Genomic DNA, 22,093 nt, shown 5'->3' with positions numbered 1-22,093 from the left:
GCGGGGCCCTGGCGTGGTGTGGTCGAAGGATGGATTCGCGGCGGGAGACGGCCGTCATGCTGCTCAAGGCAGCGTTGGCGACCGTGGTGGCGTGGCAGTTCACCGTGCTGGTGTTGAAGAGTCCGCAGCCGTTCTACGGACCCATGGCAGCGCTGCTCGTCGTGGACAAGACGATCGTCCGGTCGCTGGGGGCGAGCGCACAGCGGCTGGGCGCCGTGGTGGTGGGCATGCTCGTCGCGTGGGCGGTCGGCTCCGCCGTCGGGGTGCACTGGTGGTCGATGCTGCCGGTGCTCGTCATCGCGCTGTTGATCGGACGGTGGCGACGCTTTGGCGAGCATGGCATCCAGGTGCCGGTCATGGTGCTGCTGTCGCTGCTGACGGCGGGTGGGACCGACACGCACTTCACCTACCTCACCATCGTCGAGACGTTGGTGGGCGGTGTGATCGGCGTCGTCACCAACGCCTTCGTCGCGCCGCCACTGCACGTGCGGCAGCCACGGGCGCAGCTGCAAGCCCTGACTCGACGGCTCGGAGAACTGTTGGGGCAGATGGCAACCGGGCTGCGCGAGGGCTGGGACGCCGAGGACGCGCACCGGTGGTACGACGAGAGTGCCGAAGCGATCCGGTGGGCGCCGCAGGTCCAGGGGGAGATCGAGACCGGGCGGGAGAGCACGCGGTTCAACCCGCGCGAGACCCTGTCGCGCCTCGACATCGACTGGGGTGGCTACGCCGACACAGCCGAGGCTGTGCGCCGCACCCAGTGGCAGATCTCTGGCGTGGCCCGCACCCTGGTCGACGCCGCGGACGACGAGCCCTGGCTGCCGCCGCCCTCGCAGGAGTTCCTCGACTCGTATGCCGCGGCTCTGGACCACATCGGCGTTGCGGTTGGGCACTTCGGCCTCGTCGAGGACTCGGAACGGGCCACGGTGCGCCACGAGCTGGTCGCGGCGTCGCGCATTCTCGACGACCTCGGCGACCGGGTTCGCGAGGCCCGGCTCGACGACCCCCGCGCGTGGCCGGCATACGGGGCGCTCATCGTCCACGGCAAGCGGCTCGCACGCACCCTCGACCAGCACCACGACAGGGCGGTCGTGCCCACCGACAGTGGCCCGATCCGTCAGGTCAGGCGATGGCGCACCCACACGCCGGGCTCGACGTAGACGGCGTGGTCGTGCTCGAGGCTCACATGGACGGGGTTGAGCGCGAACGGGACCACCACGTCCCCGGTGGTGTCGAAGGGGAGGCCGGTCCATTCGCGCCACTGCGCGAGGGTGCCCGAGATCGTCATGGCTCGCGGGCAGATGCCTTCGATCGTTGCGCCGGCACGGACGTGCAGGCGCAGCCACGGGTCCTCGGGGAGTCCGTCGCCGCGCACGCGGGTCGCGTAGTCGGTCATAGGAGTGTGCGGTTCGTGCGTCTTGAGACTGGGGCGCACGGGTGCGACGAGCTCGGTGAAGCCCAGTCGAATCGCGTTGCGGCGCTTGGCTTCGAGCATGATGGCGGCAAGGCCGGAGCCACGCCGGTCGGGCCTGATGGCCACCTCCAGAGCCGACAGGTGAGTGGGTCGGCGCTGAGCCAGGTCATCGTGCCAAGCCCACCGGATCACGCCATCCCAACCATCGTCGGGCAGGTGCGGGCGGCCCAGGCCCTCGCCCATCGCGAACGGGACGGAGCACGAACGCGCCACTGGGCGGTCCAGGTCGTGGGGTTCGAAGGCAAGGATGCAGAACTCGGGGTACCTCGTCGTGGCGCGCGAGTAGAACAGGTCGCTGACCGGGTCCTCCGTCATGAACCGCGGCCACAGGCCCTCGATGCCCCACATGCGGTCGGCGAGGTCGGGGCGCTCAGCCAGCGTGGTGATGAACAGGTCCGGCATGGGCCACAGGCTAGGTGCGAAAGCGCTTGGTGTGCCTGCCATTTCCGCGATGGCCTGGCTGCCTTGATGGCGGTTGACGGGGGCTGGGTTGGCGGGGCTGGGTTGGCGGGGGAAGGAGCACAGGCCGGGGCGGTCGGGTGCTTGGCGCGTGGTTGGCTTGCCGGGCGGGACTGGGTCACGGGCTCGCTGGCGCTTGCGACTCACGGGTGGCGCCGGTCCGGTCGCGGGCGCTGGGACGGAGGGGTGGTGGGCGATCGCGGTCCGTGGCTCACCGTTAGCCGTGTCCATCGGCTTGGTGGTTGGCCGGGTTTCAGGCGCCGGGGTGGACCGGCAGAATCGTGTGCTCAGCTCTTGCTCGTCCGTTGCCTTCCTCGTGCCCCGTCGGCTTGGTGGGTGGGCGGGTTTCAGGCGTTGGGGAGGACTGGCTGATCGGGCGCAGGTATGCCGCGTGGCCGGGTCTCGGCGCGGCGCACCTTGGGGTGTGGTTGGGCTGAAAAGGCGCTGGGGAGACCGGCTCATCGTGCGCGCTGCTGTTGCTGGTCCGTGCCCTCTTGCTCGTGGCGCGGCGGGCTTGGGTGCCGTGGCGTGCGTTCGTCGATGGGGGCCTTGCGCGGCCTTCGATGGCCATCGACTTTGTGAACGAATTCTCTTGGAAACACACAGGATTCGGTGTGGACAAGTTCTTGTCGCTGTCGGCGGGTCCGAGTACAATCGAACACATGATCGATATCGTGGAGCTGTTGCGGACGGTGAGCGCTGACGCTGCCCGTCTGGCGGATGCTCCACGGCGGGAGTCGATCGATGACTTCGTCCAGCTCGTCGGCGACACCCAGCGCCTGGTCAGCATGGTGCAAGCCGTGCAGACCCTGGCGATCGCGAACGTGTCCGCGATCGAGGACGTCGTCGACCCGGGCACCGGTGAGGTCGTCGAGCAGTTCCGCGGGTACGGCCACCACCGCATGGACGCCGCCGCCCTCGTCAGCGACGAGCTCGGCGTGACCGCCCGCGGTGCGGAGACCAGGGTCGGTGTCGCAGCCCAGCTGGCAGGGCGGTACCCGTGCGTGCTCGAAGCGATGGGTCAGGGCCGGATCGACCCGTACCGGGCCAGCATCATCGAACACGAACTGGCCGATGCCCCCGACAACGCCGTGGAGGCGGTGCTGGCCAAGATCGAACCCCACCTCGGCAAGGAGACCGGTGGGCGGTTGCGGCAACGCGTCCGCCGCGTCCTGGGACAGGTCGCGGCCGAGTTCCTGCGCCAGAAAGCCGCCCAAGCGCGTAAGGAGCGGTCGCTGCAGCGCTGGCCCGGTGACGGGCCCGGCGTCGACACCTGGGTCGCGTCGCTGCCGGCAGAGCAGTCACAGAAGGCGTGGTCCGCGATCGACTCCCTCGCCCGCGAGTACGTGCGCGCCGGACACAACACGTGCATCGAGCAGGCCCGGGCGGACGCGATGCTCGCGTTCATCGACGGCAACACCCGCGCCGAGTACGTCATCCAAGTCGCCGTGCCCGAGTCCCGCCTCAATGGTGCGCTGGCAAACGTCACCGAACGCCGCGCACGCCCGCACGCCACAGGTCAGCCGGCCACCAGCGCCGGTACGGACGGTGTGGTTGTCGGTGGCACCACCTCGACCACTGCAACTCAAGTCGGACGGGCCGACCGTGGCTTTGGTGCTGTAGCCGGCGCACGCAGCGGCCAAGGTGACGCCGTGCCGCCGCTCGTCGCATCGCCCGGCGCCGGCCAAGTCGGGAGTCCAAGGGTCACTGCCAGGAACGACGTCGACGCACACTCCACAACCGGCACGTCCATCGACGCGGTCGACACCACCGATCTCGATGCCTGGGTGCGGCAAGTACTACGCGACACCGGAATCGGCCAAACCTGCACCGCGACCCGGCCACCCCCACGCACAGGACCCCCAACCCTCACCGAACCCGACGACCGGACGCCCGGCGCTCGGATACCCGGCGCACAAGCCACTAGAGACAACACAATCGGCTTCGGCAACGACAACCGCAAGGCCAAGGGCAAGGGCCGCAAGAGGAAGAAGCTGCGTGCCACCGACCCGAGTGCACCCGCGACCGCAGATGGTCGACCGGTAGCGCTGCCGGCGCTGGCTCCTCGGCGGGTGCGGATCGACATCCTGCCCTGCGACGAGTCGACCGGCGCCTACACCTCCACCCCGGTCAGCAGCTGGACCATCACACCCACCCGTCAGGACCAGGCCGGTCGTGGCAGCGACCACGCCACCGCAATGGCAGCCACCAGCCGGAACGGCAACGCGGACTCGAGCGGAAACACCGGTGTGGCCGGCACGTCAGCGGTGGCCGGGATCGAGACAGCCTTCGCCACCGCGGTCGTGCGGCGGTGCGCGGTCCCAGAACCGGTCGTGATCGGGTACCGGCCCACCGAAGCCATGATCCGCACCGTCAAAGCCAGGGACGGGCACTGCCGGTTCCCCGGCTGCACCGTCGCCGCCACGTTCTGCGACTTGGACCACGTCACCCCCTGGCGTGAAGGCACCACCCTGACCCGGGTGAGCAACCTGATCTGCCTGTGCCGACGCCACCACCGCACCAAACAACTCCGCCGCTGGTCCGTACGCATGCTCCCCGGCGCCGTCGTCGAATGGACCGACCCCACCGGCCGCACCCGAACCACCCACCCGGTCGACCACCTGGACCCCGACCCCGAACCCTGGCTCGATGACGACGGCCAACCCCTCGCTGACGACACGGGCGCTGCAACAGACCGCCCGGTCGAGCTGCCCTCACTGCTCGACGAACACCTCGAGTACCTCACCGACCACCGCGAACGCTTCGGCCCCCAACACCGCAACCTGTTCGACGAGTACGGCAAACCCATCGGCCAACTGATCACCCCCGGCAGCCTGTGGACCGTCAACCTCACCGACGAATACGCCACCCACCTCGCGAGCCACCACCCCACCCGCCACCGGTCCAACGCCGACGACCCACCACCGTTCTAAGTAGGCGCCGCGCTGCGCCCCTGCGTCCACCCCGCGCCCACCCCCACCGGAACTGCGTCGCACCCGTGCGATGTCGGCCGATAGCATCGGTGAGGCCCGTGCGCGAGGTGCGCACGCGGCATACCGAGCAAGTCACCACGACAGAGCTCGGCACCGAACACCGAACCCAGGAGAAGCCAGCGTGTCTGCCCAGATCACCGTCAACGTCGCCGGAGACGAGCGATCGGTGCCGGAGCAGACGACGGCTGCCGACCTGTTCGGCGACGACCGTGCGGTACTCGTGGCCCGCGTCAACGGTGAGCTGCGCGACCTGGCCCACGTCCTGGCCGACGGCGACTCCGTCGAGCCCGTGACCGCGCAGGAGCAGGATGGCCTCGACGTCCTGCGGCACAGCGCCGCCCACGTCCTCGCGCAAGCCGTGCAGGAGGTCAACCCCGAGGCCAAGCTCGGCATCGGACCGCCCGTGCGCGACGGCTTCTACTACGACTTCGACGTCGACAAGCCGTTCGAGCCCGAGGACCTCAAGAAGCTCGAGAAGGTCATGCAGCGCATCGTCAACGAGGGCCAGACCTTCGTGCGCCGCGAGATCAGCGACGAGGACGCGCTCGTCGAGCTCAAGGACGAGCCCTACAAGGTCGAGCTGATCGGCCTCAAGGGCGGCTCCGCCGGCGACGCGGCCGAGGGCGCCGACGTGGAGGTGGGTGGCGCCCAGCTGACCATCTACGACAACCTGAAGAAGGACGGCGAACGCGCCTGGGGCGACCTGTGCCGCGGCCCGCACGTGCCGACCACCAAGGTCCTCGGCAACGCCTTCAAGCTCATGCGCAGCGGTGGCGCCTACTGGCGTGGCAGCGAGAAGAACCCACAGCTGCAACGCATCTACGGCACCGCGTGGCCGACCAAGGACGACCTCAAGGTCTACCTCGACCGGCTCGCCGAGGCCGAGAAGCGCGACCACCGCAAGCTCGGCGCCGAGCTCGACCTGTTCTCCTTCCCCGACGAGCTGGGCTCGGGCCTGCCCGTGTTCCACCCCAGGGGCGGCGTCATCAAGCGGGAGATGGAGGACTACGTCCGCCGGCGCCACATCGAGGAGGGGTTCGAGTACGTCGGCACCCCGCACATCTCCAAGGAGACCCTGTTCCACACCTCGGGTCACCTGCCGTACTTCGCCGAGGGCATGTTCCCGCCCTTCGACCTCGACGGCACCGACTACCGCCTCAAGGCGATGAACTGCCCGATGCACAACCTCATCTTCCGCTCCCGCGGCCGCTCCTACCGTGAGCTGCCGTTGCGGTTGTTCGAGTTCGGGTCGGTCTACCGCAATGAGAAGTCCGGCGTGGTCCACGGCCTCACCCGTGTGCGCGGCCTGACCCAGGACGACTCGCACTCCTACGTCACCCGCGAGCAGGCCGCGGACGAGATCAAGCACCTGCTCGACTTCTGCCTCGGACTCTTCCGCGACTTCGGCCTCGATGACTTCTACCTCGAGCTGTCGACCCGCGACGAGGAGGGCGAGAAGAAGGACAAGTTCATCGGCACCGACGAGCAGTGGGAGGAAGCCACGAGCATCCTCGAGCGCGTCGCCACCGAGTCCGGCCTCGACCTCGTCCCCGACCCCGGTGGCGCCGCCTACTACGGCCCCAAGATCTCGGTGCAGGCGCGCGACGCGATCGGCCGCACCTGGCAGCTCTCGACCATCCAGTACGACTTCAACCAGCCGCACCGGTTCGGTCTCGAGTACCAGGCGTCCGACGGCTCGCGCCAGGAGCCGGTGATGATCCACTCGGCCAAGTTCGGCTCCATCGAGCGGTTCATCGGCGTCCTCACCGAGCACTACGCCGGTGCCTTCCCGGTGTGGCTCAGCCCGGTGCAGGTCCTCGGCATCCCGGTTGCGGACGAGTTCAACGACTACCTCTGGGATATCCTGAAGCAGATGAAGGCCAAGGGAATTCGCGTCGAGCTCGACGAGAGCGACGACCGTTTCCCGAAGAAGATCCGTAACGGGTCCAAGTCCAAGGTGCCCTTCATTCTCATCGCCGGCGAGGAGGACCGCGCCAACAACGCCGTGTCCTTCCGTTACCGCGACGGCTCGCAGAAGAACGGCGTGCCGATCGAGGATGCGATCGCCGAGGTGCTCACCGCGATCGAGACCCGCGCCCAGGTCTGAGACAACATTTCGACGGTATGCCGCGTCTGCAGTAGTGAGGGCGGGCCGACGACCCGCCCCGCTACCGCAAGGGGGAAGCATGTCCCGCACGACCTTCCGCACCATCGGGGCGGCACTGCTCGCGACGGCCACGTTCGCCGGGGGAGCGACGAGCGCGTCGGCCGCACGCGGCATACCTGACGTCGCACCGGACACCATGGCGGGCCAGCCGATGCAGTACGACTTCGGCAACTACGCCAACACGCCCACGGCCACCGGTGCGCAGATCTGCGACCCGGCCAACGAGGGAGCCACCATGCCCCGGAACGGCCGGCAGTGGACGTACTACGACGGCACCAACTCGCTTGCGCAGCTCACCGCCGACCTCACCATCACCAGCTGGAAGAACGCCGAGGCCGCCCTCGCCGACGTCGCGGCCAACACCGGCATGTGCTCCCTCGACACCGGGTGGCGCACCGTCGCCTGGACCGGTCAGGACCCGAGCACGCACCTCCTGCTCACGAACGGCGACGACTACGCAGCCCTCGCCGTCGAGGGCAAGTACGTCGTGGCCGTCGTCGCCACCGACTGGGACGGCCGCACCGCCACGCTCGCCGAGGCGCGCGCCGCCGCGATCGACGGCGTCGAGGCCACCCTCGCGAACCTCTGAGGTATGCCGCGTGGCCGGATCGCCCCGGCCACGCGGCACCGGGGTGGGCATGGGGCGCCACCCGGCTGGGTAGGGTCGGGGCCATGAGCGGGGAGCCCGGGATCGAGACCGACGCCGACTTCGCGCGCGAGCCCGACGGCTTCGAGCGCCTGTGGACCCCGCACCGCATGGCCTACATCACCGGCGAGCGGCCCAGCGACCAGGCGGGGGAGGGCTGCCCGTTCTGCGCCGCCCCCACCAAGGACGACTCCGAGGGCCTCATCGTCCACCGCGGCGAGCACTGCTACGTCGTCATGAACCTCTTCCCCTACAACCCCGGCCACGTCCTCGTCTGCCCCTACCGCCACGTCTCCCTCTACGTCGACCTCACCGACGAGGAGACCGCCGAGTTCACGGCGCTCACCAAGCAGGTCATCGCAGCGATCGACGCCGCCAGCGCCCCGCACGGCTACAACATCGGCATGAACCAGGGTGCGGTCGCGGGCGCCGGGGTCCAGGCGCACCTGCACCAGCACGTCGTGCCACGCTGGGGTGGCGACTCCAACTTCCTGCCCGTCATCGCCCAGACCAAGGCGCTGCCGATGCTGCTCGAGGACGTGCGCACCCGACTCGTCGAGCACTGGCCGGGCTGACCGCCCAGCCTGATCTCCAGCCCCAACCGCCACACCTGACACCTCCGGTCACGCAGGTGCGTGAGTCGTAGCCCGATCGTGTCCCAGCCATGCCTTGCACGTGACCTGACCTGCATAGTTTCGCGACGCATGCGGAGGGTTCACCTGGGGACGGACGGACTGGCAGGGGTGCGGTGGCAGGTGTCACCGCTGGCGGATTTGGCCGCGCTCATGCGCCTGGGCGTCGCGGGCCAGCGTCACCCGGTCTTCGGCTGGGTCCGTCCTCGGGTATGCCGCGTGCTCGCCGACGCTCGGGCCGAACCCGTGCGCGTGCTGCTGCCCGAGCAGGGGCGGGGGCCGTTTCCGCTCGTGTCACCGCCCCCGTTGCGTGGACACGAGAGCATCGACGACGAGCTGGCGATCGTGGACGCGCTCGACCACGACGCCATCACGACCTCGTGCGAGTGGCTCGACCAGCCCGAGCCGGTGCGCCGCCGCCTCGACCCATGGGTCGAGGACGACAGCCTCGGGCACCGGCTCGCTGCGAGCCTGGCCTTCGTGTGGCGTGAGCTCCTGGCGAGCGACTGGGCCATGCTTCAGCGCCGCCTCGAACGGCACCTTGCCGACACGTCGATGTCGTTGGCTCGCAACGGAATGGCCGACACCCTGGCCCACCTGGCCCCCGGTATCGAATGGGTGCCGGGTGGCGACCTGCTGATCGACAAGCCGTGGCCGGGCGACTACGACGGCAGCACCAAGGACTTCGTCCTCATCCCCAGCCTGTTCGCCCTGGCCGAGCCGCTCACGGACTTCGACAACGACACCGCGCTGGTGCTCCAGTACGGCATCGGACCGGTGGACCACGCAGCCGACGCCCATGCCCTGACCGACGCGCCGGCGGCCAGCGCCCAGCTCATCGGGCGGACCCGGGCCGAGGTGCTCGACGCCCTGACCGAGCCTGGTACCACCTCACAGCTGAGCAGGCGCCTCGGCCTGCCCCTGTCGACGGTGTCGACGCACCTGGGCGTGCTACGACGCGCCGGTCTGGTGACCCGCCGCCGGGAGGGCCGCTCGGTCGTCTACCACCGGTCCGCGTGGCGGGTCGCGTCGTTCGAGGCGGGCTGAGCGGCCACGCACGCGGTCGCGGACCGAGCCGAGCCGTTCGAGCGGCAGGAAGGCGAAGAGGCACACCACCAACGGCAGGAAGTGGATCTTGAGCATGACGTAGGTGCTCAGGTGGAAGCCCGCCCAGAAGAGCAACGCGGCATACAGTGCTCTTCCCTTGAGCCACAACAGGATTGGCGCGCAGAACTCGGCGATGAGCACGGTCCACTGCAACGCGTGGGTGAGCGCCGGGTGAGAGCCCACCCATGGCCCGATGCCGTTCGGGCGGCGGGTGAGTGCCCAGATCAGCGTCGCGCCGTTGGCCCAGCCCCACCCGCCGAACCGCATCTTCGCCCAGGCCGACAGGGCGTAGATCGACACGGCCCCGATCTGGACCATCCGGATCGCCCACCCGGCGGCCTCCGACCGTACGTCGACGTCACGGGTGCTGGCCCGTCCGACGGTCGGCAGCACGAACAACGCCACCATGAGGGCGAAGTGGTCGTGGTCGACCTTGGAGTAGGCGAACGCGTTGCTCACCCAGTCGAGCATCCCGACCGCGCAGACGAACCCGGCCAGCCGCGGCAGCTTCCCGAACGCCGCCACCGCGGAGCTCACGAGGATCACGACGAGCAGCACCCGGACATACGTGTGCGACGGCGCCGGCATGCCGAGCAGCGACCGCACGGCCAGCCCGCGGTAGAGGCTCGGTGGCACGTCCCCGTGGGGAATCGGGTCCGTGACGATCCACAGCACGTCGAGCCACACGAAGGGATAGATGATCCGGCGCAACCAGGCGACCCGCGCCAAGGGCAGGGTGGGTGCGAGGAACGAGCGGAGCGCGTTCACCTGGTCACCGCGCGTCCTGGGGTATGCCGCTGGGCTGCGGGTCGAGCGGGTCGACGACGTTCCACGTCGCGAGGGTGAGGACGGTCTCGGACCGCGTCCGGATGTCGCGCTGGGTGTTGCGCAGCCAGATCGTCCGGTATGCCGCCTCGTCCGGCAGCCGGCGGCGGTGCAGCACCGCGACGTCCTGCAAGAGCCCGGGGTTGTTGACGATTCGCGGCGCCTGGCCCTCGATCTCGGACCGCTCGATGCCGATCTTCTCCTTGGACAGCGGCACCCGCACCACCTCACCGTCGACGGTGAGCGCATCCATCGTCAGCGAGTTGATGACGCCGTCGTTCTTCACCGAGAACGCGTACTGCGACATGGGCGCAAACGGCCACCAGCCGTCGTTGCCGACCAGCGTGCCCAACGCCACCGTCACGACCACGGCGAACGTCACGACGAGCCGCCACCCCACGGCATACCAAGGGAGGCTGCGTGACCCGGCCCCCGTCATGGCGCCCATGCTGACACACTGGTGGCCATGATTTCCGGCCCCACACACCGCAACCCCGACGGGCCGGTGCTCATCTTCGACGGCGACTGCGGCTTCTGCACGACCAGCGCCCGGTTCGCCGGCCGGTGGGTCGACCGCAAGGGCCGTTACGCGCTGCGGCCGTGGCAGGAGCTCGACCTCGCGCCCTACGGACTGACCGAGGCCGACTGCATCGAGGCGGCGCAGTTCGTGCGGGCCGACGGGAGTGTGCACCCCGCCCAGTTCGCCATCGCCGAGGGCCTCGCCCACGGCGCACCCGCATGGCGCCCACTCGGGTGGCTGGTCAGGGCACCGGGCATCAGCTGGGTGGCCGGCAAGGTCTACACCTGGGTCGCTGACCACCGGTACCAGCTGCCCGGGGGCACGCCGGCCTGTGCGCCGAAGCAGCCGAGCAGCGCCGCTTAAGTAGGCTGGCGCCACCATGCTCAACAAGTACGCGCGCGCCTTCTTCACCAAGGTCTTCACCCCCGTCGCCCGGGCGTTGCTCAAGGCCGGCATCAGCCCCGACGTCGTGACGATCGTCGGTACCCTCGGCGTCTGCGTCGGCGCCCTGGCGTTCTACCCGCGGCACTCGTTCTTCTGGGGCACCGTCGTCATCACGCTCTTCGTCTTCAGCGACACCGTCGACGGCGTCATGGCGCGCATGTCCGGGCGCTCGGGCAAGTGGGGTGCCTACCTCGACTCGACCCTCGACCGGGTCGGCGACTCGGCGATCTTCGGTGGGCTCGTCCTCTGGTATGCCGGCGGGGGAGACGACTTCCTCATGGCCGGGCTGGCGTTGGCGTGCCTCATCCTCGGCAGCGTCGTGTCGTATGCGAAGGCGCGCGCGGAGGGCCTCGGCTTCACCGCGAACGTCGGCATCGCCGAGCGCGCTGACCGCCTCGTGGCCGTGCTCGTGACGACCGGCCTCGTGGGCCTGGGGCTGCCCGAGGTGGTGCTGACCGTCGTGCTCGCCCTGCTGGCCGTGGCCAGCCTCATCACCGTGGTGCAGCGGATGCTCATGGTCCGTCGCCAGGCGCTGGCCGAGACCGCCTGACCCGTGCCCTCGCTTCCCGACGTCCTCGCGGTGGGCGGCTACCGCCTCGGCTGGTCGGCCGTGCGACGCCTGCCCGAGCGCGCGGCATACCGGCTCTTCGACGGCATCGCCGACCTCACCGTCGCCCGCGGCGGCAAGGGCGTGCAGCGGCTGCGCGCCAACTACGCCCGGGTGCGCCCGGAACTCGACGACACCGCACTCGACGCCCTCGTCAAGGACGGCATGCGGTCCTACCTGCGCTACTACTGCGAGGCGTTCCGGCTGCCCGACCGCACGCCCGCAGAGCTGGAGGCCGCGGTCCGCGTCGAGGGTGACGGACCCGTCCGTGCCGAGCTCGCGGCGGGGCGACCCGTCGTCTGCTTCCTCGGGCACCTCGGCAACTGGGACCTCGCGGGGGCGTGGGGCACCCGCGCCATCGGCCCGGTCGTCACCGTGGCCGAGCGCCTCAAGCCCGAGGAGGTGTATGCCGAGTTCCTGGCTTTCCGGGAGTCGCTCGGCATGACGATCCTGCCGCTGACCGGTGGGGGAGACGTGTTCGCGCAGCTGCGAGGGCACCTGGCCGAGCCCGTGCTCATGCCGCTGCTCGCCGACCGTGACCTCACGGACCGCGGCATCGAGGTCGACCTGTGCGGGAACCGCTCGAAGATGGCCGCCGGGCCGGCCGCCCTGTCGTTGGCGTCCGGTGCGGCGCTGTTCCCGGTCACGATCCGCTACGAGCGGGTCGAGGGGTCCAGCTGGCGGCACCGGATCGTCATCACCTTCCACGACCGGGTCGAGCCGCCCACCACGGGGACGACCCGCGAGAAGGCGACGGCCATGACCCAGCGGTGTGCCGACGCGCTGGGCGGCGCGATCCGCGAGCACACGGCCGACTGGCACATGATGCAGCGGGTGTTCGTCTCATGAGGATCGGCATCGTCTGTCCCTACTCCTTCGACGTGCCCGGGGGAGTGCAGTTCCACGTGCGCGACCTGGCCGAGCACTTCCTCGCCGAGGGTCACGAGGCGTCGGTGCTGGCGCCGGCCGACGAGGACACCCCTCTGCCCGACTACGTCGAGTCCGTGGGACGAGCGGTCCCGGTGCGCTACAACGGCTCGGTCGCGCGGCTCAACTTCGGCCCCGTGACCGCGTCGCGGGTCAGCCGGTGGCTCGAGCAGGGCGACTTCGACGTGCTGCACATCCACGAACCAGTCACGCCCAGCATCTCGCTGCTGGCCCTCTGGTCGGCCGAGGGGCCCATCGTGGCGACCTTCCACACGAGCAACCTGCGCTCGCGCGCCATGCAGGCGGCATACCCGCTCCTGCGACCCAGCCTCGAGAAGATCAGCGGGCGCATCGCGGTCTCCGAGGACGCGCGCCGCACGGTGACCACGCATCTCGGGGGTGACGCGGTCGTGATCCCCAATGGTGTCAACGTCGCTCGCTTCGCCGAGGCCCCTGTCAACCCATCGTGGCAGGGCACACCCGACGCGCCGACGCTGGCCTTTCTCGGCCGGATCGACGAGCCACGCAAGGGCCTGCCCGTGCTGGCCGCCGCGATGCCCGCAGTGCTCGACCGGCACCCCGGCACACGGCTGCTGGTCGCCGGACCGGGTGACGTCGCCGCCGCGCGCGAGCGGATGGACGCACGCGTCGCCGCGGCCACCGACTTCCTCGGCATGGTGTCCGACGACGACAAGGCCAGCCTGCTCGCCTCCGTCGACGCCTACGTCGCACCGCACACCGGCGGTGAGTCGTTCGGCATCGTGCTCGTCGAGGCGATGAGCGCCGGCGCCCCGGTCGTGGCGAGCGACCTGCCGGCCTTCGTCCGTGTGCTCGACGGCGGGCGCGCCGGCGTGATGTTCGCGAACGAGGATGCGCGTGACCTCGCGGGCAAGCTTGGCGACCTGCTGGCCGACGGGCCGGAACGCGAACGTCTCTGTGCCGTCGGCCAGCGCCGCGCCGAGGTGTTCGACTGGTCGGTCGTCGCCGCCGACGTCATGGCCGTCTACGAGACGGTCACCCACTCCACGCAGGAGCCCAGGGCCAGCAGCGCCGGGGAGACGCGGTGGACCCGGCTGCTGCGCGGACGACGGGCGGGTGAGGCGTGATGGACGCAGTGACCTGGGGTGTGGTCGTCGTCGCGGTGCTCCTCGGCGTCGCGTGGTACCTGTCCTACAGCGCAGCCCGGTTGGACCGTCTGCACACGCGGGCCGAGGGCGCCCTGTCGGCCCTCGACGCCCAGCTGGTCCGCCGCGCCGAGGCGACCCTCGAGCTGGCCAACTCCGGGGCGCTCGACCCGGCCAGCGCGCTGCTCCTCGCCGGCGTGGCGTCGGAGTCGCTGGAGGCGCACAACGACCGGGCGCTGGAGCACGACCTGCTCGACGGCCTGACCTTCGGCGACCGGGAGGTGACCGAGAGCGGCGTCACCGAGGCCCTTCAGGTGGCCCTCACCCCCGAGGCCGTGGCGCAGGTTCGCGCCGATGGTGACGGTCCGGGGGCCGTGGCGCTGCAGCGAGTCGAGGCCGCCGGGGTCCGGGTGCAGCTGGCCCGGCGCTTCCTCAACGACGCGGTCAAGGACGTCCAGCGGGTGCGCCGCAAGTGGCTCGTGAAGTGGTTCCGGCTGGCTGGGCACGCCCAGCTGCCCAGCACGGTGGAGTTCGACGACGACCTGCCCCCGGCCCTGCGGGATTGACGCAGCGCCGCGGCTCTACCATGGACCCCGAAGCGCGTCCCCTGCGCTGCGCCCTGCACACATCTGGAGCTCCTGCCATGTCCGCCGACGTCACCACCCCCGCCAACGAGGCCACCACCGGCACCCCCACCACCGGCACCCAGCGCGTCAAGCGCGGCATGGCCGAGATGCTCAAGGGCGGCGTCATCATGGACGTCGTCACCCCGGAGCAGGCCAAGATCGCCGAGGACGCCGGCGCCGTCGCCGTCATGGCGCTCGAGCGGGTGCCCGCCGACATCCGTGCCCAGGGCGGCGTCTCGCGCATGTCCGACCCCGACATGATCGACGGCATCATCGAGGCCGTCTCGATCCCGGTCATGGCCAAGGCCCGCATCGGCCACTTCGTCGAGGCTCAGGTGCTGCAGTCGCTCGGTGTCGACTACATCGACGAGTCCGAGGTCCTGACCCCGGCCGACTACACCAACCACATCGACAAGTGGGCGTTCACCGTGCCCTTCGTCTGTGGCGCGACCAACCTCGGCGAGGCGCTGCGTCGCATCACCGAGGGAGCGGCGATGATCCGCTCCAAGGGCGAGGCCGGCACCGGCGACGTCTCCAACGCCACCACCCACATGCGCAAGATGCGTGACCAGATCCGCTGGCTCGCGGGTCTGCCCGAGGACGAGCTCTACGTCGCCGCCAAGGAGCTCCAGGCTCCCTACGACCTCGTCAAGGAGGTCGCCGAGAAGGGCAAGCTACCCGTCGTCCTGTTCACCGCGGGTGGCATCGCCACCCCCGCCGACGCAGCGATGATGATGCAGCTGGGCGCCGAGGGCGTGTTCGTCGGCTCCGGCATCTTCAAGTCCGGCAACCCCGCCCAGCGCGCCGAGGCGATCGTCAAGGCGACCACGTTCTTCGACGACCCCGACGTGATCGCCAAGGTCTCGCGCGGCCTCGGTGAGGCCATGGTGGGCATCAACGTCGACGAGATCCCCGAGCCGCACCGGCTGGCCGAGCGCGGCTGGTGACCACGGACACGGCGCAGGGGTAGTCCGTGTTCACCCTGACTGCCGGCATCACCTGGCTGATCGGCATGGTCCCGTTGCTGGTCGCCGGAGGGATCCTGCTCGCCTACTTCCTCAGCCGCCGCCCGCGGGTGCCGGCCAGCACCCAGCAGGCCATGGTCGCCGCCGGCTTCGACCCGACGCGTCCACCCGCGACCCCGGTGGGGCAGTGGTTCGCCGAGGTCACCCCGCAGGGCTCGTTACCTCTCACGAGTGGTCGACGCGGCACCGTCCGCGTCGAGAACGGCTGGCTCGGCTTCCACGAGGGCGGCGCGGCCCAGCCCACCTGGATCGTCCCGGCGAACCAGGTCCAGGCTGGCAAGAACAGCATGCTCGCCCAGTCCGAGGTCTGGCTCGTGTCGCCGACGACGGGACGGGTCAACCTCACCGTGAGCCACGAGCACATCAACCGGTTCATGGACAACGACTTCAAGGACCTGCGCGAGCGCCGGTATGCCGACGAGTTCCTCTGGGTGCTGGCGCAGTCCGGTGCAGTGGTCATCCCGGGGTAAGTGCCCCGGGGGACGGGGACCATGCCTCAGCGCGCCGTGACCCCTCGTCCGGCCGGGCTGGTGTCCGGCAGGGTCATGAGCAGCACCGGCAGCAGGTCGTCGGGCAACCACCACGGGCGGGCCTCGCCGATGACCTGCCACCCCCGGGCCCGGTAGAAGGCCACCGCGTCGGCCGACTCCTGCACCACGTCGAGCACAGGGGCCCGACCTGACGCGCGGATGAACGCGACGGCCGCGTCGAGCAGGGCGGTGCCGATGCCACGCCCGGCAAGGGTGTGGTCGACGAACAGGACCGACACGGCGGCAAGCTCAGCGAGCGGACGCCCCGTGCCGAGGCTCCACCCGTCAGCCTCGACGCCGTCCCCGGCGCCCGTCACCGACACGTGACCGGCCAGGCGCTGCGTGCCGATGGCGGCGTCCTCGACCTCGGCGACCCAGGCGCCCAGCTCACCCTCCCGGACGAGGAAGTCCTCGACGGGGAAGGGGAGCGGCCAGCGCTGCGGGTAGCCGGAGGCGGGCTGCTGCGCGGCGAGCACGTCCGCGAGGCCCGGCAGGTCGGCCGGCAGCCGAGGTCGCACGATCACACCCGTGAGACTAGGACGGCCGGCACGGGGCGTGGGCAAGGGGTTTCCGCGTCCCGTGCCGACCGCTTGCACCGACGTGTCCGAGACGGGGTGAGGTAGCGACCAGGGGTGAGGGTTGGATCTCGTCGCCACCTCCGGGACACCGTCGGGCTCGCATCGACGGTAGCCGCGTCGGGCCCGCGGGCTGCATCCTGGTACGGAATCGGACCCAACAGACAATTACGTCAAGGAAGTCCACAGCCCTCGGGCTGCCAGGCGACACCCACGAGGCCGGGACCGAAGTCGCTGACCACGTGGTGCACGCGTGCCCGTTCGTCGAGCTGCACGGCGCGCCGCACCTTCCTGCCCTTGTACTCGGAGAACTCCTCGACGGCGGCGGGCGGGCGCTGCGGGTCGAAGTTGACCTGGATCGAGCACTCGCGGATCCGGCGGGCCGCGATGTGGCGGACGACGTGCTCGGAGACGTGCCGCGCCAGGTCGATCCGGAACTCCAGCACCGCCGTGTCGGAGCGTTCCAGCGGCCGGTCCAGCACCAGCTCGGCCGCAAAGGTCTCGTCTTCGGGGCGGCTCGACACCCGCCCCACCCGGCAGCCCGTCAGCGCGGTGATGACGTGGTCGCCCTGCGGCCGCTCGAGGCTCACCACGACGGGCATGGCGCTGACCGGGCCCAGCGCGCGGAAGACGGCCCGCTGGTGGATCGAGCGCATCAGGCCGTCGCCGTCGACCGTGACGATGGCCTGGTGCACCAGCCGCGCGAGCTCGGTCGGTGGCGGGCAACCCACGTCCATCCGCACCGTGAGCAGGTCGCGGCCATGCGGGTCGAGTGCCCCCATGTCCGCCTCGGCCCTCGGACCGACCCGGGTCGACGGCCCGAGCCGGCGGTAGAGGTCGCCACGAGGGAGCCGGAGCAGGAGCTCGAGCCGGTCGAGGGCGAGCAGCGAAGCCTGGCGCTCCGGGCGCGCGGTCCCGGACCTCCAGTGGGACAAGGTGGCGAGCGACACCGGGTGACCGATCTCGGCCAACGCCCGTTGCAGGGTGCTCAGGCTGACTCCAGCCCGTTCGATCGCCAGCGCGAGCGCATCCGCGAAGGAGAGGTCATCTGGCAGGGGATGACCGGCATCGACCGGTGGCGCGCTCGGGTGGTCGACGGCGAGCGATCTGCTGCCGCCGGGCCGCGTTGCCCCTGCGTTCATCCATCCATGGGTACCACCCGCCCCCGCCCGCGACAATGCGACTCCAAACGCTTAACGGCCGCGGCATACGATCGCGCCGTGAGCAGCGCGCCGACGATCGGGATCCTCGCCGTCCAGGGCGACGTGCGTGAGCACGTGTATGCCGTGGAGGACGCCGGCGCGCGGGCCCTCACCGTGCGTCGTCCCACCGAGCTGGAGGCGGTCGACGCGCTGATCGTGCCGGGTGGCGAGTCCACGACGATGGACAAGCTGGTGCGGGCCTTCGACCTCTACGCCCCGCTCCGCTCGCGGCTGGACCACGGGATGCCCGCCTACGGCTCCTGCGCCGGCATGATCATGCTCGCCGACCGCATCGCCGACGCCCGTCCCGACCAGCAGACCCTGGGTGGCATCGACATGACGGTGCGCCGCAACGCCTTCGGGCGGCAGGTGGACTCCTTCGAGGAGGACCTGCACATCCGCGCCATCGGCGGCACCCCGATGCGCGCCGTGTTCATCCGCGCGCCGTGGGTCGAGGAGGTCGGCGACGGCGTCGACGTCCTGGCCCGCGTGGAGGACGGACCGGCCGCCGGTAGGATCGTCGCCGTTCGTCAGGGGTCCCTCGTGGCCACCTCCTTCCACCCGGAAGTGACCGGTGACCACCGGTTCCACCAGTTGTTCGTCGAGATCGTGAGAGGCAACGCATGAGCGGCCACAGCAAATGGGCCACCACCAAGCACAAGAAGGCTGCCATCGACGCCAAGCGCGGCAAGCTCTTCGCCAAGCTCATCAAGAACATCGAGGTGGCTGCCCGGCAGGGTGGCGGTGACCCGACGGGCAACCCGACCCTCTACGACGCCATCCAGAAGGCGAAGAAGTCGTCGGTCCCCAACAACAACATCGACAACGCGGTCAAGCGCGGCTCGGGGGCGACCGCCGGTGGCGCCGACTGGGAGAACATCACCTACGAGGGCTACGCCCCCGGTGGTGTCGCACTGCTCATCGAGTGCCTCACCGACAACCGCAACCGCGCCGCCGCCGAGGTGCGAACCGCGTTGACCCGCAACGGCGGCCAGCTCGCCGACCCCGGCTCGGTGGCCTACGTCTTCAACCGCAAGGGCGTCGTGCTGGTGCCCAAGTCGGAGAAGTCCGAGGACGACATCCTCGAGGTGGTCCTCGACGCCGGCGCCGAGGAGGTCAACGACAACGGTGACACCTGGGAGATCGTGTCCGAGGCCACCGACGTCGTCGCTGTCCGCACCGCGCTCCAGGACGCGGGCATCGACTACGACTCGGCCGAGGCCTCGTGGGTGCCCAACCTCCAGGTGCCGCTCGACGCCGAGGGCGCCCGCAAGATGATCCGCGTCATCGAGGCCCTCGAGGACTCCGACGACGTGCAGGACGTCTTCGCCAACGGCGACATCCCCGACGACGTCCTCGCCGAGCTCGAGAACGACGACTGAGCACGGGTATGCCGCGCAGCCCGCTTCGCGTGTTGCTGCGGGGGAGCGCGACTCGCGGTTGCTAGCGTTTGGGCCGAACACCTGTTCGGTTGCGAAAGGTTGCGTGAGACGTGCGTGTACTCGGGGTCGACCCCGGCCTCACCCGCTGTGGCATCGGCGTCGTCGAGGGCGGCCGCGGCCGGCAGGTCCAGCTCGTCGCGGTCGGCGTGGTCCGCACGCCACCGAGCGAGCCGACCCCGCACCGGCTGGTCTACCTCCAGGACGAGCTCGAGCGCTGGCTCGACCGCTACCAGCCGGAGGCGATCGCGCTCGAGCAGGTATTCGCCGACGTCAACGTCGCCAGCGTCATGACCACCGCCCACGCGTCGGCGGTGACGATGCTCTCGGCGCAGCGACGCGGCATACCGGTCACGCTCCACACGCCCACGTCGGTCAAGGCCGCGGTCACCGGCTCAGGTCGTGCCGAGAAGCCCCAGGTCACCGCGATGGTGACCCGCATCCTGCGCATGTCCGCCGCGCCCAAGCCGGCCGACGCGGCCGACGCACTCGCCCTCGCCATCTGCCACCTGTGGCAGGGCGCGGCGGCGAACCGGCTCGCCGACGCGGCCCGCACCGAGCAGGCCCGCCTCAAGGCGGTGTCCCGGTGATCGCCTCGGTCCGCGGACCCGTGCGGCACATCGGTCTGGACCGCGTCGTCGTCGAGGTCGGGGGAGTCGGGATGCTCGTCCACACGACCCCGGCCACGGCCTCCGCACTGCACCTGGGCAGCGAGACCGAGCTGTCGACGACCCTGGTGGTGCGCGAGGACTCGTTGACGCTGTTCGGGTTCGGCTCGGCCGACGAGCGCGACATCTTCGAGCAGGTGCAGACGGTCTCCGGCGTCGGCCCACGCATCGCCCTCGCCATGCTCTCCGTCCTCGCTCCGGACCGGCTGCGCGCGGCCGTCAGCGGCAACGACCTCGCGACGCTCACCAAGGTGCCGGGCATCGGCAAGAAGGGCGCCGAGCGCATCGTCCTGGAGCTGCGTGACAAGCTGGGTATGCCGTCCGGCGCGGCTGCCGCGGACACCGCACCCGCCGCGGGTGCGGCACCGGCCGCCGCCTGGCGCGACCAGGTGGCCGAGGCCCTCGTCGGGCTGGGCTACTCGGCCAAGCAGGCCGACGACGCCGTGGGCAAGGTCGCCGACACGGTGGATGAGTCGGCGGACGTGTCGACACGGCTGCGGGCAGCGCTGCGTGAGCTGGGGCCCCGGTGAGCGACGGCTACTCCTCTGAGATGCACGACGGCGACGTGTTCGGCGACCGCGAGCGCGACGAGTCCTACGACGCCACGGCCCGCGTGGTCGACGCCCAGGGTGACGCCGACGAACGCACCGTCGAGGCGGCCCTGCGTCCGCGTCGCCTGGCCGAGTTCGCCGGGCAGTCGCGGGTGCGCGACCAGCTGTCCCTGGTGCTGGAGGCAGCGCGCCGGCGCGGCACGCCACCGGACCACGTGCTGCTCTCGGGCCCGCCGGGTCTCGGCAAGACGACCCTGGCCATGCTCATCGGCTCCGAGCTCGAACGCCCGATCCGCATCACCAGCGGCCCGGCCATCCAGCACGCCGGCGACCTCGCCTCGGTCCTGTCCTCGCTGATGGAGGGCGAGGTGCTGTTCCTCGACGAGATCCACCGGATGTCGCGGTCGGCCGAGGAGATGCTCTACCTCGCCATGGAGGACTTCCGCGTCGACGTGATCGTCGGCAAGGGCCCGGGCGCGACCGCCATCCCGCTGGAGCTGCCCCCGTTCACCGTCGTCGGCGCGACGACGCGCGCGGGCCTGTTGCCGGCGCCGTTGCGCGACCGGTTCGGGTTCACCGGGCACCTCGACTTCTACGCCGTCGACGAGCTCGAGACGATCCTGGCGCGGTCGGCCGGGCTGCTCGAGGTTGCCGCCGATGCGGCCGGCATCAGCGAGATCGCGCGTCGCTCGCGCGGCACACCGCGTATCGCCAACCGGCTGCTGCGGCGGGTGCGCGACTGGGCGCAGGTGCACGGGCGCGACGTCGTCGACGAGGAGGCCGCGCACGCCGCGCTGGCGCTGTTCGACGTCGACGACCTCGGCCTCGACCGGCTCGACCGGGCCGTGCTCGACGCGTTGTGCCGCCGCTTCGGCGGCGGGCCCGTGGGCCTGTCGACGCTTGCCGTCGCCGTGGGGGAGGAGGCCGACACCGTCGAGACGGTCGCCGAGCCGTTCCTCGTGCGCGAAGGCCTCATCACCCGCACGCCCCGCGGCCGCGCCGCCACGGCTCTGGCCTGGCAGCACCTCGGCCTCACCCCGCCACGGGGCGCCGACGTGCAGACGCCGTTGCCGCTCGACGGCGAGGGCCGCTTCGGCGACTGAGGCACCCGCGTGACCACGCGGCATACCCGCGGATTGGAACGTGGCATCGGTGAGGCGCGTTGGTCGGTATGCCGTGTGTCACCTACACTCGGGCGGTCGCCCAGACCGGCGCGGCCTCTCCACCTGCCCTGAAGGACCATGACATGAATGGCGGCTCGTCCGCGTCCAGCCTGCTCATCTTCCTCCTGCCGGTGGCCCTGATCATCTTCATGGTGTTCAGCCAGCGCCGTCGGCAGCGCGAGGTGCAGAACCTGCAGGCCGGCCTCGCCGTCGGCGACGAGGTGTGCACGACCTCGGGCCTCTTCGGGCGGATCATCGCGCTCGACGACGCCGCCGTCACCCTCGAGGTCTCCCCGGGCGTCCAGGTCCGCTTCGACCGGCGCGCGATCGGCACCAAGACGCCGCCCGCCACGCCGACGAACGCCACCGACACCACCAGCACCGACTAA

At 70.6% G+C, this 22,093-nt stretch carries 24 protein-coding genes; 19 read left to right on the top strand and 5 right to left on the bottom strand.

Annotated elements, in window-relative coordinates; translation table 11 throughout:
* The first annotated feature begins 29 nt into the window (after nucleotides 1-29).
* Nucleotides 30-1,160 carry an FUSC family protein gene (locus tag HJG52_RS03475; protein WP_171242137.1) on the top strand — a complete coding sequence of 377 codons (1,131 nt, stop codon included), beginning with the start codon at nucleotides 30-32 and terminating at the stop codon, nucleotides 1,158-1,160.
* Here the strand turns inward: HJG52_RS03475 and HJG52_RS03470 are convergent.
* Entirely contained in the window at nucleotides 1,118-1,876 is a 759-nt protein-coding gene (locus HJG52_RS03470; protein ID WP_171242136.1) for an N-acetyltransferase, read from the bottom strand. The two genes, HJG52_RS03475 and HJG52_RS03470, sit on opposite strands and share 43 nt — an antisense overlap.
* 719 nt (nucleotides 1,877-2,595) lie before the next feature.
* On the opposite strand from HJG52_RS03470, the gene HJG52_RS03465 reads away from it, so the two are divergent.
* The 5 genes from HJG52_RS03465 to HJG52_RS03445 all read left to right on the top strand — a co-directional run bounded on the left by HJG52_RS03465 (nucleotide 2,596) and on the right by HJG52_RS03445 (nucleotide 9,418).
* Nucleotides 2,596-4,866 carry an HNH endonuclease signature motif containing protein gene (locus HJG52_RS03465; RefSeq protein WP_171242135.1) on the top strand — a complete coding sequence of 757 codons (2,271 nt, stop codon included), beginning with the start codon at nucleotides 2,596-2,598 and terminating at the stop codon, nucleotides 4,864-4,866.
* Between the two features lie 181 nt (nucleotides 4,867-5,047).
* The gene (gene thrS / locus HJG52_RS03460) at nucleotides 5,048-7,033 is read left to right on the top strand and encodes a threonine--tRNA ligase (RefSeq protein ID WP_171242134.1); all 1,986 of its coding nucleotides are present in this window, start codon (nucleotides 5,048-5,050) and stop codon (nucleotides 7,031-7,033) included.
* Between the two features lie 79 nt (nucleotides 7,034-7,112).
* On the top strand, nucleotides 7,113-7,682 hold the full coding sequence (locus tag HJG52_RS03455; protein ID WP_171242133.1) for a hypothetical protein: 570 nt from the start codon (nucleotides 7,113-7,115) through the stop codon (nucleotides 7,680-7,682).
* A gap of 83 nt (nucleotides 7,683-7,765) precedes the next feature.
* Nucleotides 7,766-8,314: an HIT family protein gene (locus tag HJG52_RS03450; protein ID WP_171242132.1), complete on the top strand. Its 549-nt coding sequence runs from the start codon at nucleotides 7,766-7,768 to the stop codon at nucleotides 8,312-8,314.
* 129 nt (nucleotides 8,315-8,443) lie between these two features.
* A complete protein-coding gene (locus HJG52_RS03445) occupies nucleotides 8,444-9,418 on the top strand; it encodes an ArsR/SmtB family transcription factor (RefSeq protein ID WP_171242131.1) in 975 nt (324 codons plus the stop codon).
* Here the strand turns inward: HJG52_RS03445 and HJG52_RS03440 are convergent.
* Complete coding sequence (locus tag HJG52_RS03440; protein WP_206069870.1) at nucleotides 9,323-10,246, bottom strand: HTTM domain-containing protein; 924 nt, start codon at nucleotides 10,244-10,246, stop codon at nucleotides 9,323-9,325. The two genes, HJG52_RS03445 and HJG52_RS03440, sit on opposite strands and share 96 nt — an antisense overlap.
* A gap of 4 nt (nucleotides 10,247-10,250) precedes the next feature.
* Complete coding sequence (locus HJG52_RS03435; RefSeq protein WP_171242130.1) at nucleotides 10,251-10,751, bottom strand: hypothetical protein; 501 nt, start codon at nucleotides 10,749-10,751, stop codon at nucleotides 10,251-10,253.
* Nucleotides 10,752-10,769: 18 nt separating this feature from the next.
* Here HJG52_RS03435 and HJG52_RS03430 point away from each other — a divergent pair, with 18 nt between their 5' ends.
* From HJG52_RS03430 to HJG52_RS03400, 7 genes are all read left to right on the top strand, one after another.
* Entirely contained in the window at nucleotides 10,770-11,186 is a 417-nt protein-coding gene (locus HJG52_RS03430; RefSeq protein ID WP_171242129.1) for a thiol-disulfide oxidoreductase DCC family protein, read from the top strand.
* Between the two features lie 16 nt (nucleotides 11,187-11,202).
* A complete protein-coding gene (gene pgsA, locus HJG52_RS03425) occupies nucleotides 11,203-11,817 on the top strand; it encodes a phosphatidylinositol phosphate synthase (protein WP_171242128.1) in 615 nt (204 codons plus the stop codon).
* 3 nt (nucleotides 11,818-11,820) lie between these two features.
* Entirely contained in the window at nucleotides 11,821-12,723 is a 903-nt protein-coding gene (locus tag HJG52_RS03420) for a phosphatidylinositol mannoside acyltransferase (RefSeq protein WP_171242127.1), read from the top strand.
* Nucleotides 12,720-13,907 carry a glycosyltransferase family 4 protein gene (locus HJG52_RS03415; protein ID WP_171242126.1) on the top strand — a complete coding sequence of 396 codons (1,188 nt, stop codon included), beginning with the start codon at nucleotides 12,720-12,722 and terminating at the stop codon, nucleotides 13,905-13,907. The genes HJG52_RS03420 and HJG52_RS03415 overlap by 4 nt, the downstream gene beginning before the upstream one ends.
* Entirely contained in the window at nucleotides 13,907-14,491 is a 585-nt protein-coding gene (locus tag HJG52_RS03410; RefSeq protein WP_171242125.1) for a hypothetical protein, read from the top strand. Before HJG52_RS03415 ends, HJG52_RS03410 begins: the two co-directional genes overlap by 1 nt.
* A gap of 77 nt (nucleotides 14,492-14,568) precedes the next feature.
* A complete protein-coding gene (pdxS, locus tag HJG52_RS03405; protein WP_171242124.1) occupies nucleotides 14,569-15,498 on the top strand; it encodes a pyridoxal 5'-phosphate synthase lyase subunit PdxS in 930 nt (309 codons plus the stop codon).
* Between the two features lie 26 nt (nucleotides 15,499-15,524).
* Nucleotides 15,525-16,046, top strand: coding sequence for a hypothetical protein (locus HJG52_RS03400; RefSeq protein ID WP_171242123.1), 522 nt, complete (start codon nucleotides 15,525-15,527; stop codon nucleotides 16,044-16,046).
* 26 nt (nucleotides 16,047-16,072) lie between these two features.
* Here the strand turns inward: HJG52_RS03400 and HJG52_RS03395 are convergent, their stop codons facing one another.
* Complete coding sequence (locus HJG52_RS03395) at nucleotides 16,073-16,630, bottom strand: GNAT family N-acetyltransferase (RefSeq protein ID WP_171242122.1); 558 nt, start codon at nucleotides 16,628-16,630, stop codon at nucleotides 16,073-16,075.
* Nucleotides 16,631-16,854: 224 nt separating this feature from the next.
* The gene (locus HJG52_RS03390) at nucleotides 16,855-17,823 is read right to left on the bottom strand and encodes a hypothetical protein (protein ID WP_171242121.1); all 969 of its coding nucleotides are present in this window, start codon (nucleotides 17,821-17,823) and stop codon (nucleotides 16,855-16,857) included.
* Nucleotides 17,824-17,901: 78 nt separating this feature from the next.
* On the opposite strand from HJG52_RS03390, the gene pdxT reads away from it, so the two are divergent.
* The 6 genes from pdxT to yajC all read left to right on the top strand — a co-directional run bounded on the left by pdxT (nucleotide 17,902) and on the right by yajC (nucleotide 22,093).
* A complete protein-coding gene (gene pdxT / locus HJG52_RS03385; protein ID WP_346767545.1) occupies nucleotides 17,902-18,510 on the top strand; it encodes a pyridoxal 5'-phosphate synthase glutaminase subunit PdxT in 609 nt (202 codons plus the stop codon).
* The gene (locus HJG52_RS03380; RefSeq protein WP_171242119.1) at nucleotides 18,507-19,265 is read left to right on the top strand and encodes a YebC/PmpR family DNA-binding transcriptional regulator; all 759 of its coding nucleotides are present in this window, start codon (nucleotides 18,507-18,509) and stop codon (nucleotides 19,263-19,265) included. Before pdxT ends, HJG52_RS03380 begins: the two co-directional genes overlap by 4 nt.
* A 110-nt stretch (nucleotides 19,266-19,375) precedes the next feature.
* Nucleotides 19,376-19,912 (top strand): crossover junction endodeoxyribonuclease RuvC, encoded by a 537-nt coding sequence (gene ruvC / locus HJG52_RS03375; RefSeq protein ID WP_171242118.1) that lies wholly within the window; start codon nucleotides 19,376-19,378, stop codon nucleotides 19,910-19,912.
* Complete coding sequence (ruvA, locus tag HJG52_RS03370) at nucleotides 19,909-20,520, top strand: Holliday junction branch migration protein RuvA (protein ID WP_171242117.1); 612 nt, start codon at nucleotides 19,909-19,911, stop codon at nucleotides 20,518-20,520. Before ruvC ends, ruvA begins: the two co-directional genes overlap by 4 nt.
* Nucleotides 20,521-20,540: 20 nt before the next feature.
* The gene (gene ruvB / locus HJG52_RS03365) at nucleotides 20,541-21,644 is read left to right on the top strand and encodes a Holliday junction branch migration DNA helicase RuvB (protein WP_171243044.1); all 1,104 of its coding nucleotides are present in this window, start codon (nucleotides 20,541-20,543) and stop codon (nucleotides 21,642-21,644) included.
* Nucleotides 21,645-21,787: 143 nt separating this feature from the next.
* On the top strand, nucleotides 21,788-22,093 hold the full coding sequence (gene yajC, locus HJG52_RS03360; RefSeq protein WP_171242116.1) for a preprotein translocase subunit YajC: 306 nt from the start codon (nucleotides 21,788-21,790) through the stop codon (nucleotides 22,091-22,093).

The sequence above is a fragment of the Knoellia koreensis genome (genome assembly GCF_013041615.1).
Taxonomy (GTDB): domain Bacteria; phylum Actinomycetota; class Actinomycetes; order Actinomycetales; family Dermatophilaceae; genus Pedococcus; species Pedococcus koreensis.
The sequence above is the reverse complement of the archived record's forward strand: the minus strand, read 5'-3'. Positions and strand labels throughout refer to the sequence as shown.

Coding starts and splice junctions, on each gene's coding strand:
- HJG52_RS03415 (WP_171242126.1), top strand. CDS start 12,720: ATGAGGATCGGCATCGTCTGTCCCTACTCCTTCGACGTGCCCGGGGGA.
- HJG52_RS03410 (WP_171242125.1), top strand. CDS start 13,907: ATGGACGCAGTGACCTGGGGTGTGGTCGTCGTCGCGGTGCTCCTCGGC.
- HJG52_RS03435 (WP_171242130.1), bottom strand. CDS start 10,751: ATGGGCGCCATGACGGGGGCCGGGTCACGCAGCCTCCCTTGGTATGCC.
- HJG52_RS03380 (WP_171242119.1), top strand. CDS start 18,507: ATGAGCGGCCACAGCAAATGGGCCACCACCAAGCACAAGAAGGCTGCC.
- pdxS (WP_171242124.1), top strand. CDS start 14,569: ATGTCCGCCGACGTCACCACCCCCGCCAACGAGGCCACCACCGGCACC.
- HJG52_RS03445 (WP_171242131.1), top strand. CDS start 8,444: ATGCGGAGGGTTCACCTGGGGACGGACGGACTGGCAGGGGTGCGGTGG.
- HJG52_RS03455 (WP_171242133.1), top strand. CDS start 7,113: ATGTCCCGCACGACCTTCCGCACCATCGGGGCGGCACTGCTCGCGACG.
- HJG52_RS03465 (WP_171242135.1), top strand. CDS start 2,596: ATGATCGATATCGTGGAGCTGTTGCGGACGGTGAGCGCTGACGCTGCC.
- ruvB (WP_171243044.1), top strand. CDS start 20,541: ATGCACGACGGCGACGTGTTCGGCGACCGCGAGCGCGACGAGTCCTAC.
- HJG52_RS03450 (WP_171242132.1), top strand. CDS start 7,766: ATGAGCGGGGAGCCCGGGATCGAGACCGACGCCGACTTCGCGCGCGAG.
- HJG52_RS03390 (WP_171242121.1), bottom strand. CDS start 17,823: ATGAACGCAGGGGCAACGCGGCCCGGCGGCAGCAGATCGCTCGCCGTC.
- pgsA (WP_171242128.1), top strand. CDS start 11,203: ATGCTCAACAAGTACGCGCGCGCCTTCTTCACCAAGGTCTTCACCCCC.
- HJG52_RS03475 (WP_171242137.1), top strand. CDS start 30: ATGGATTCGCGGCGGGAGACGGCCGTCATGCTGCTCAAGGCAGCGTTG.
- HJG52_RS03430 (WP_171242129.1), top strand. CDS start 10,770: ATGATTTCCGGCCCCACACACCGCAACCCCGACGGGCCGGTGCTCATC.
- HJG52_RS03470 (WP_171242136.1), bottom strand. CDS start 1,876: ATGCCGGACCTGTTCATCACCACGCTGGCTGAGCGCCCCGACCTCGCC.
- yajC (WP_171242116.1), top strand. CDS start 21,788: ATGAATGGCGGCTCGTCCGCGTCCAGCCTGCTCATCTTCCTCCTGCCG.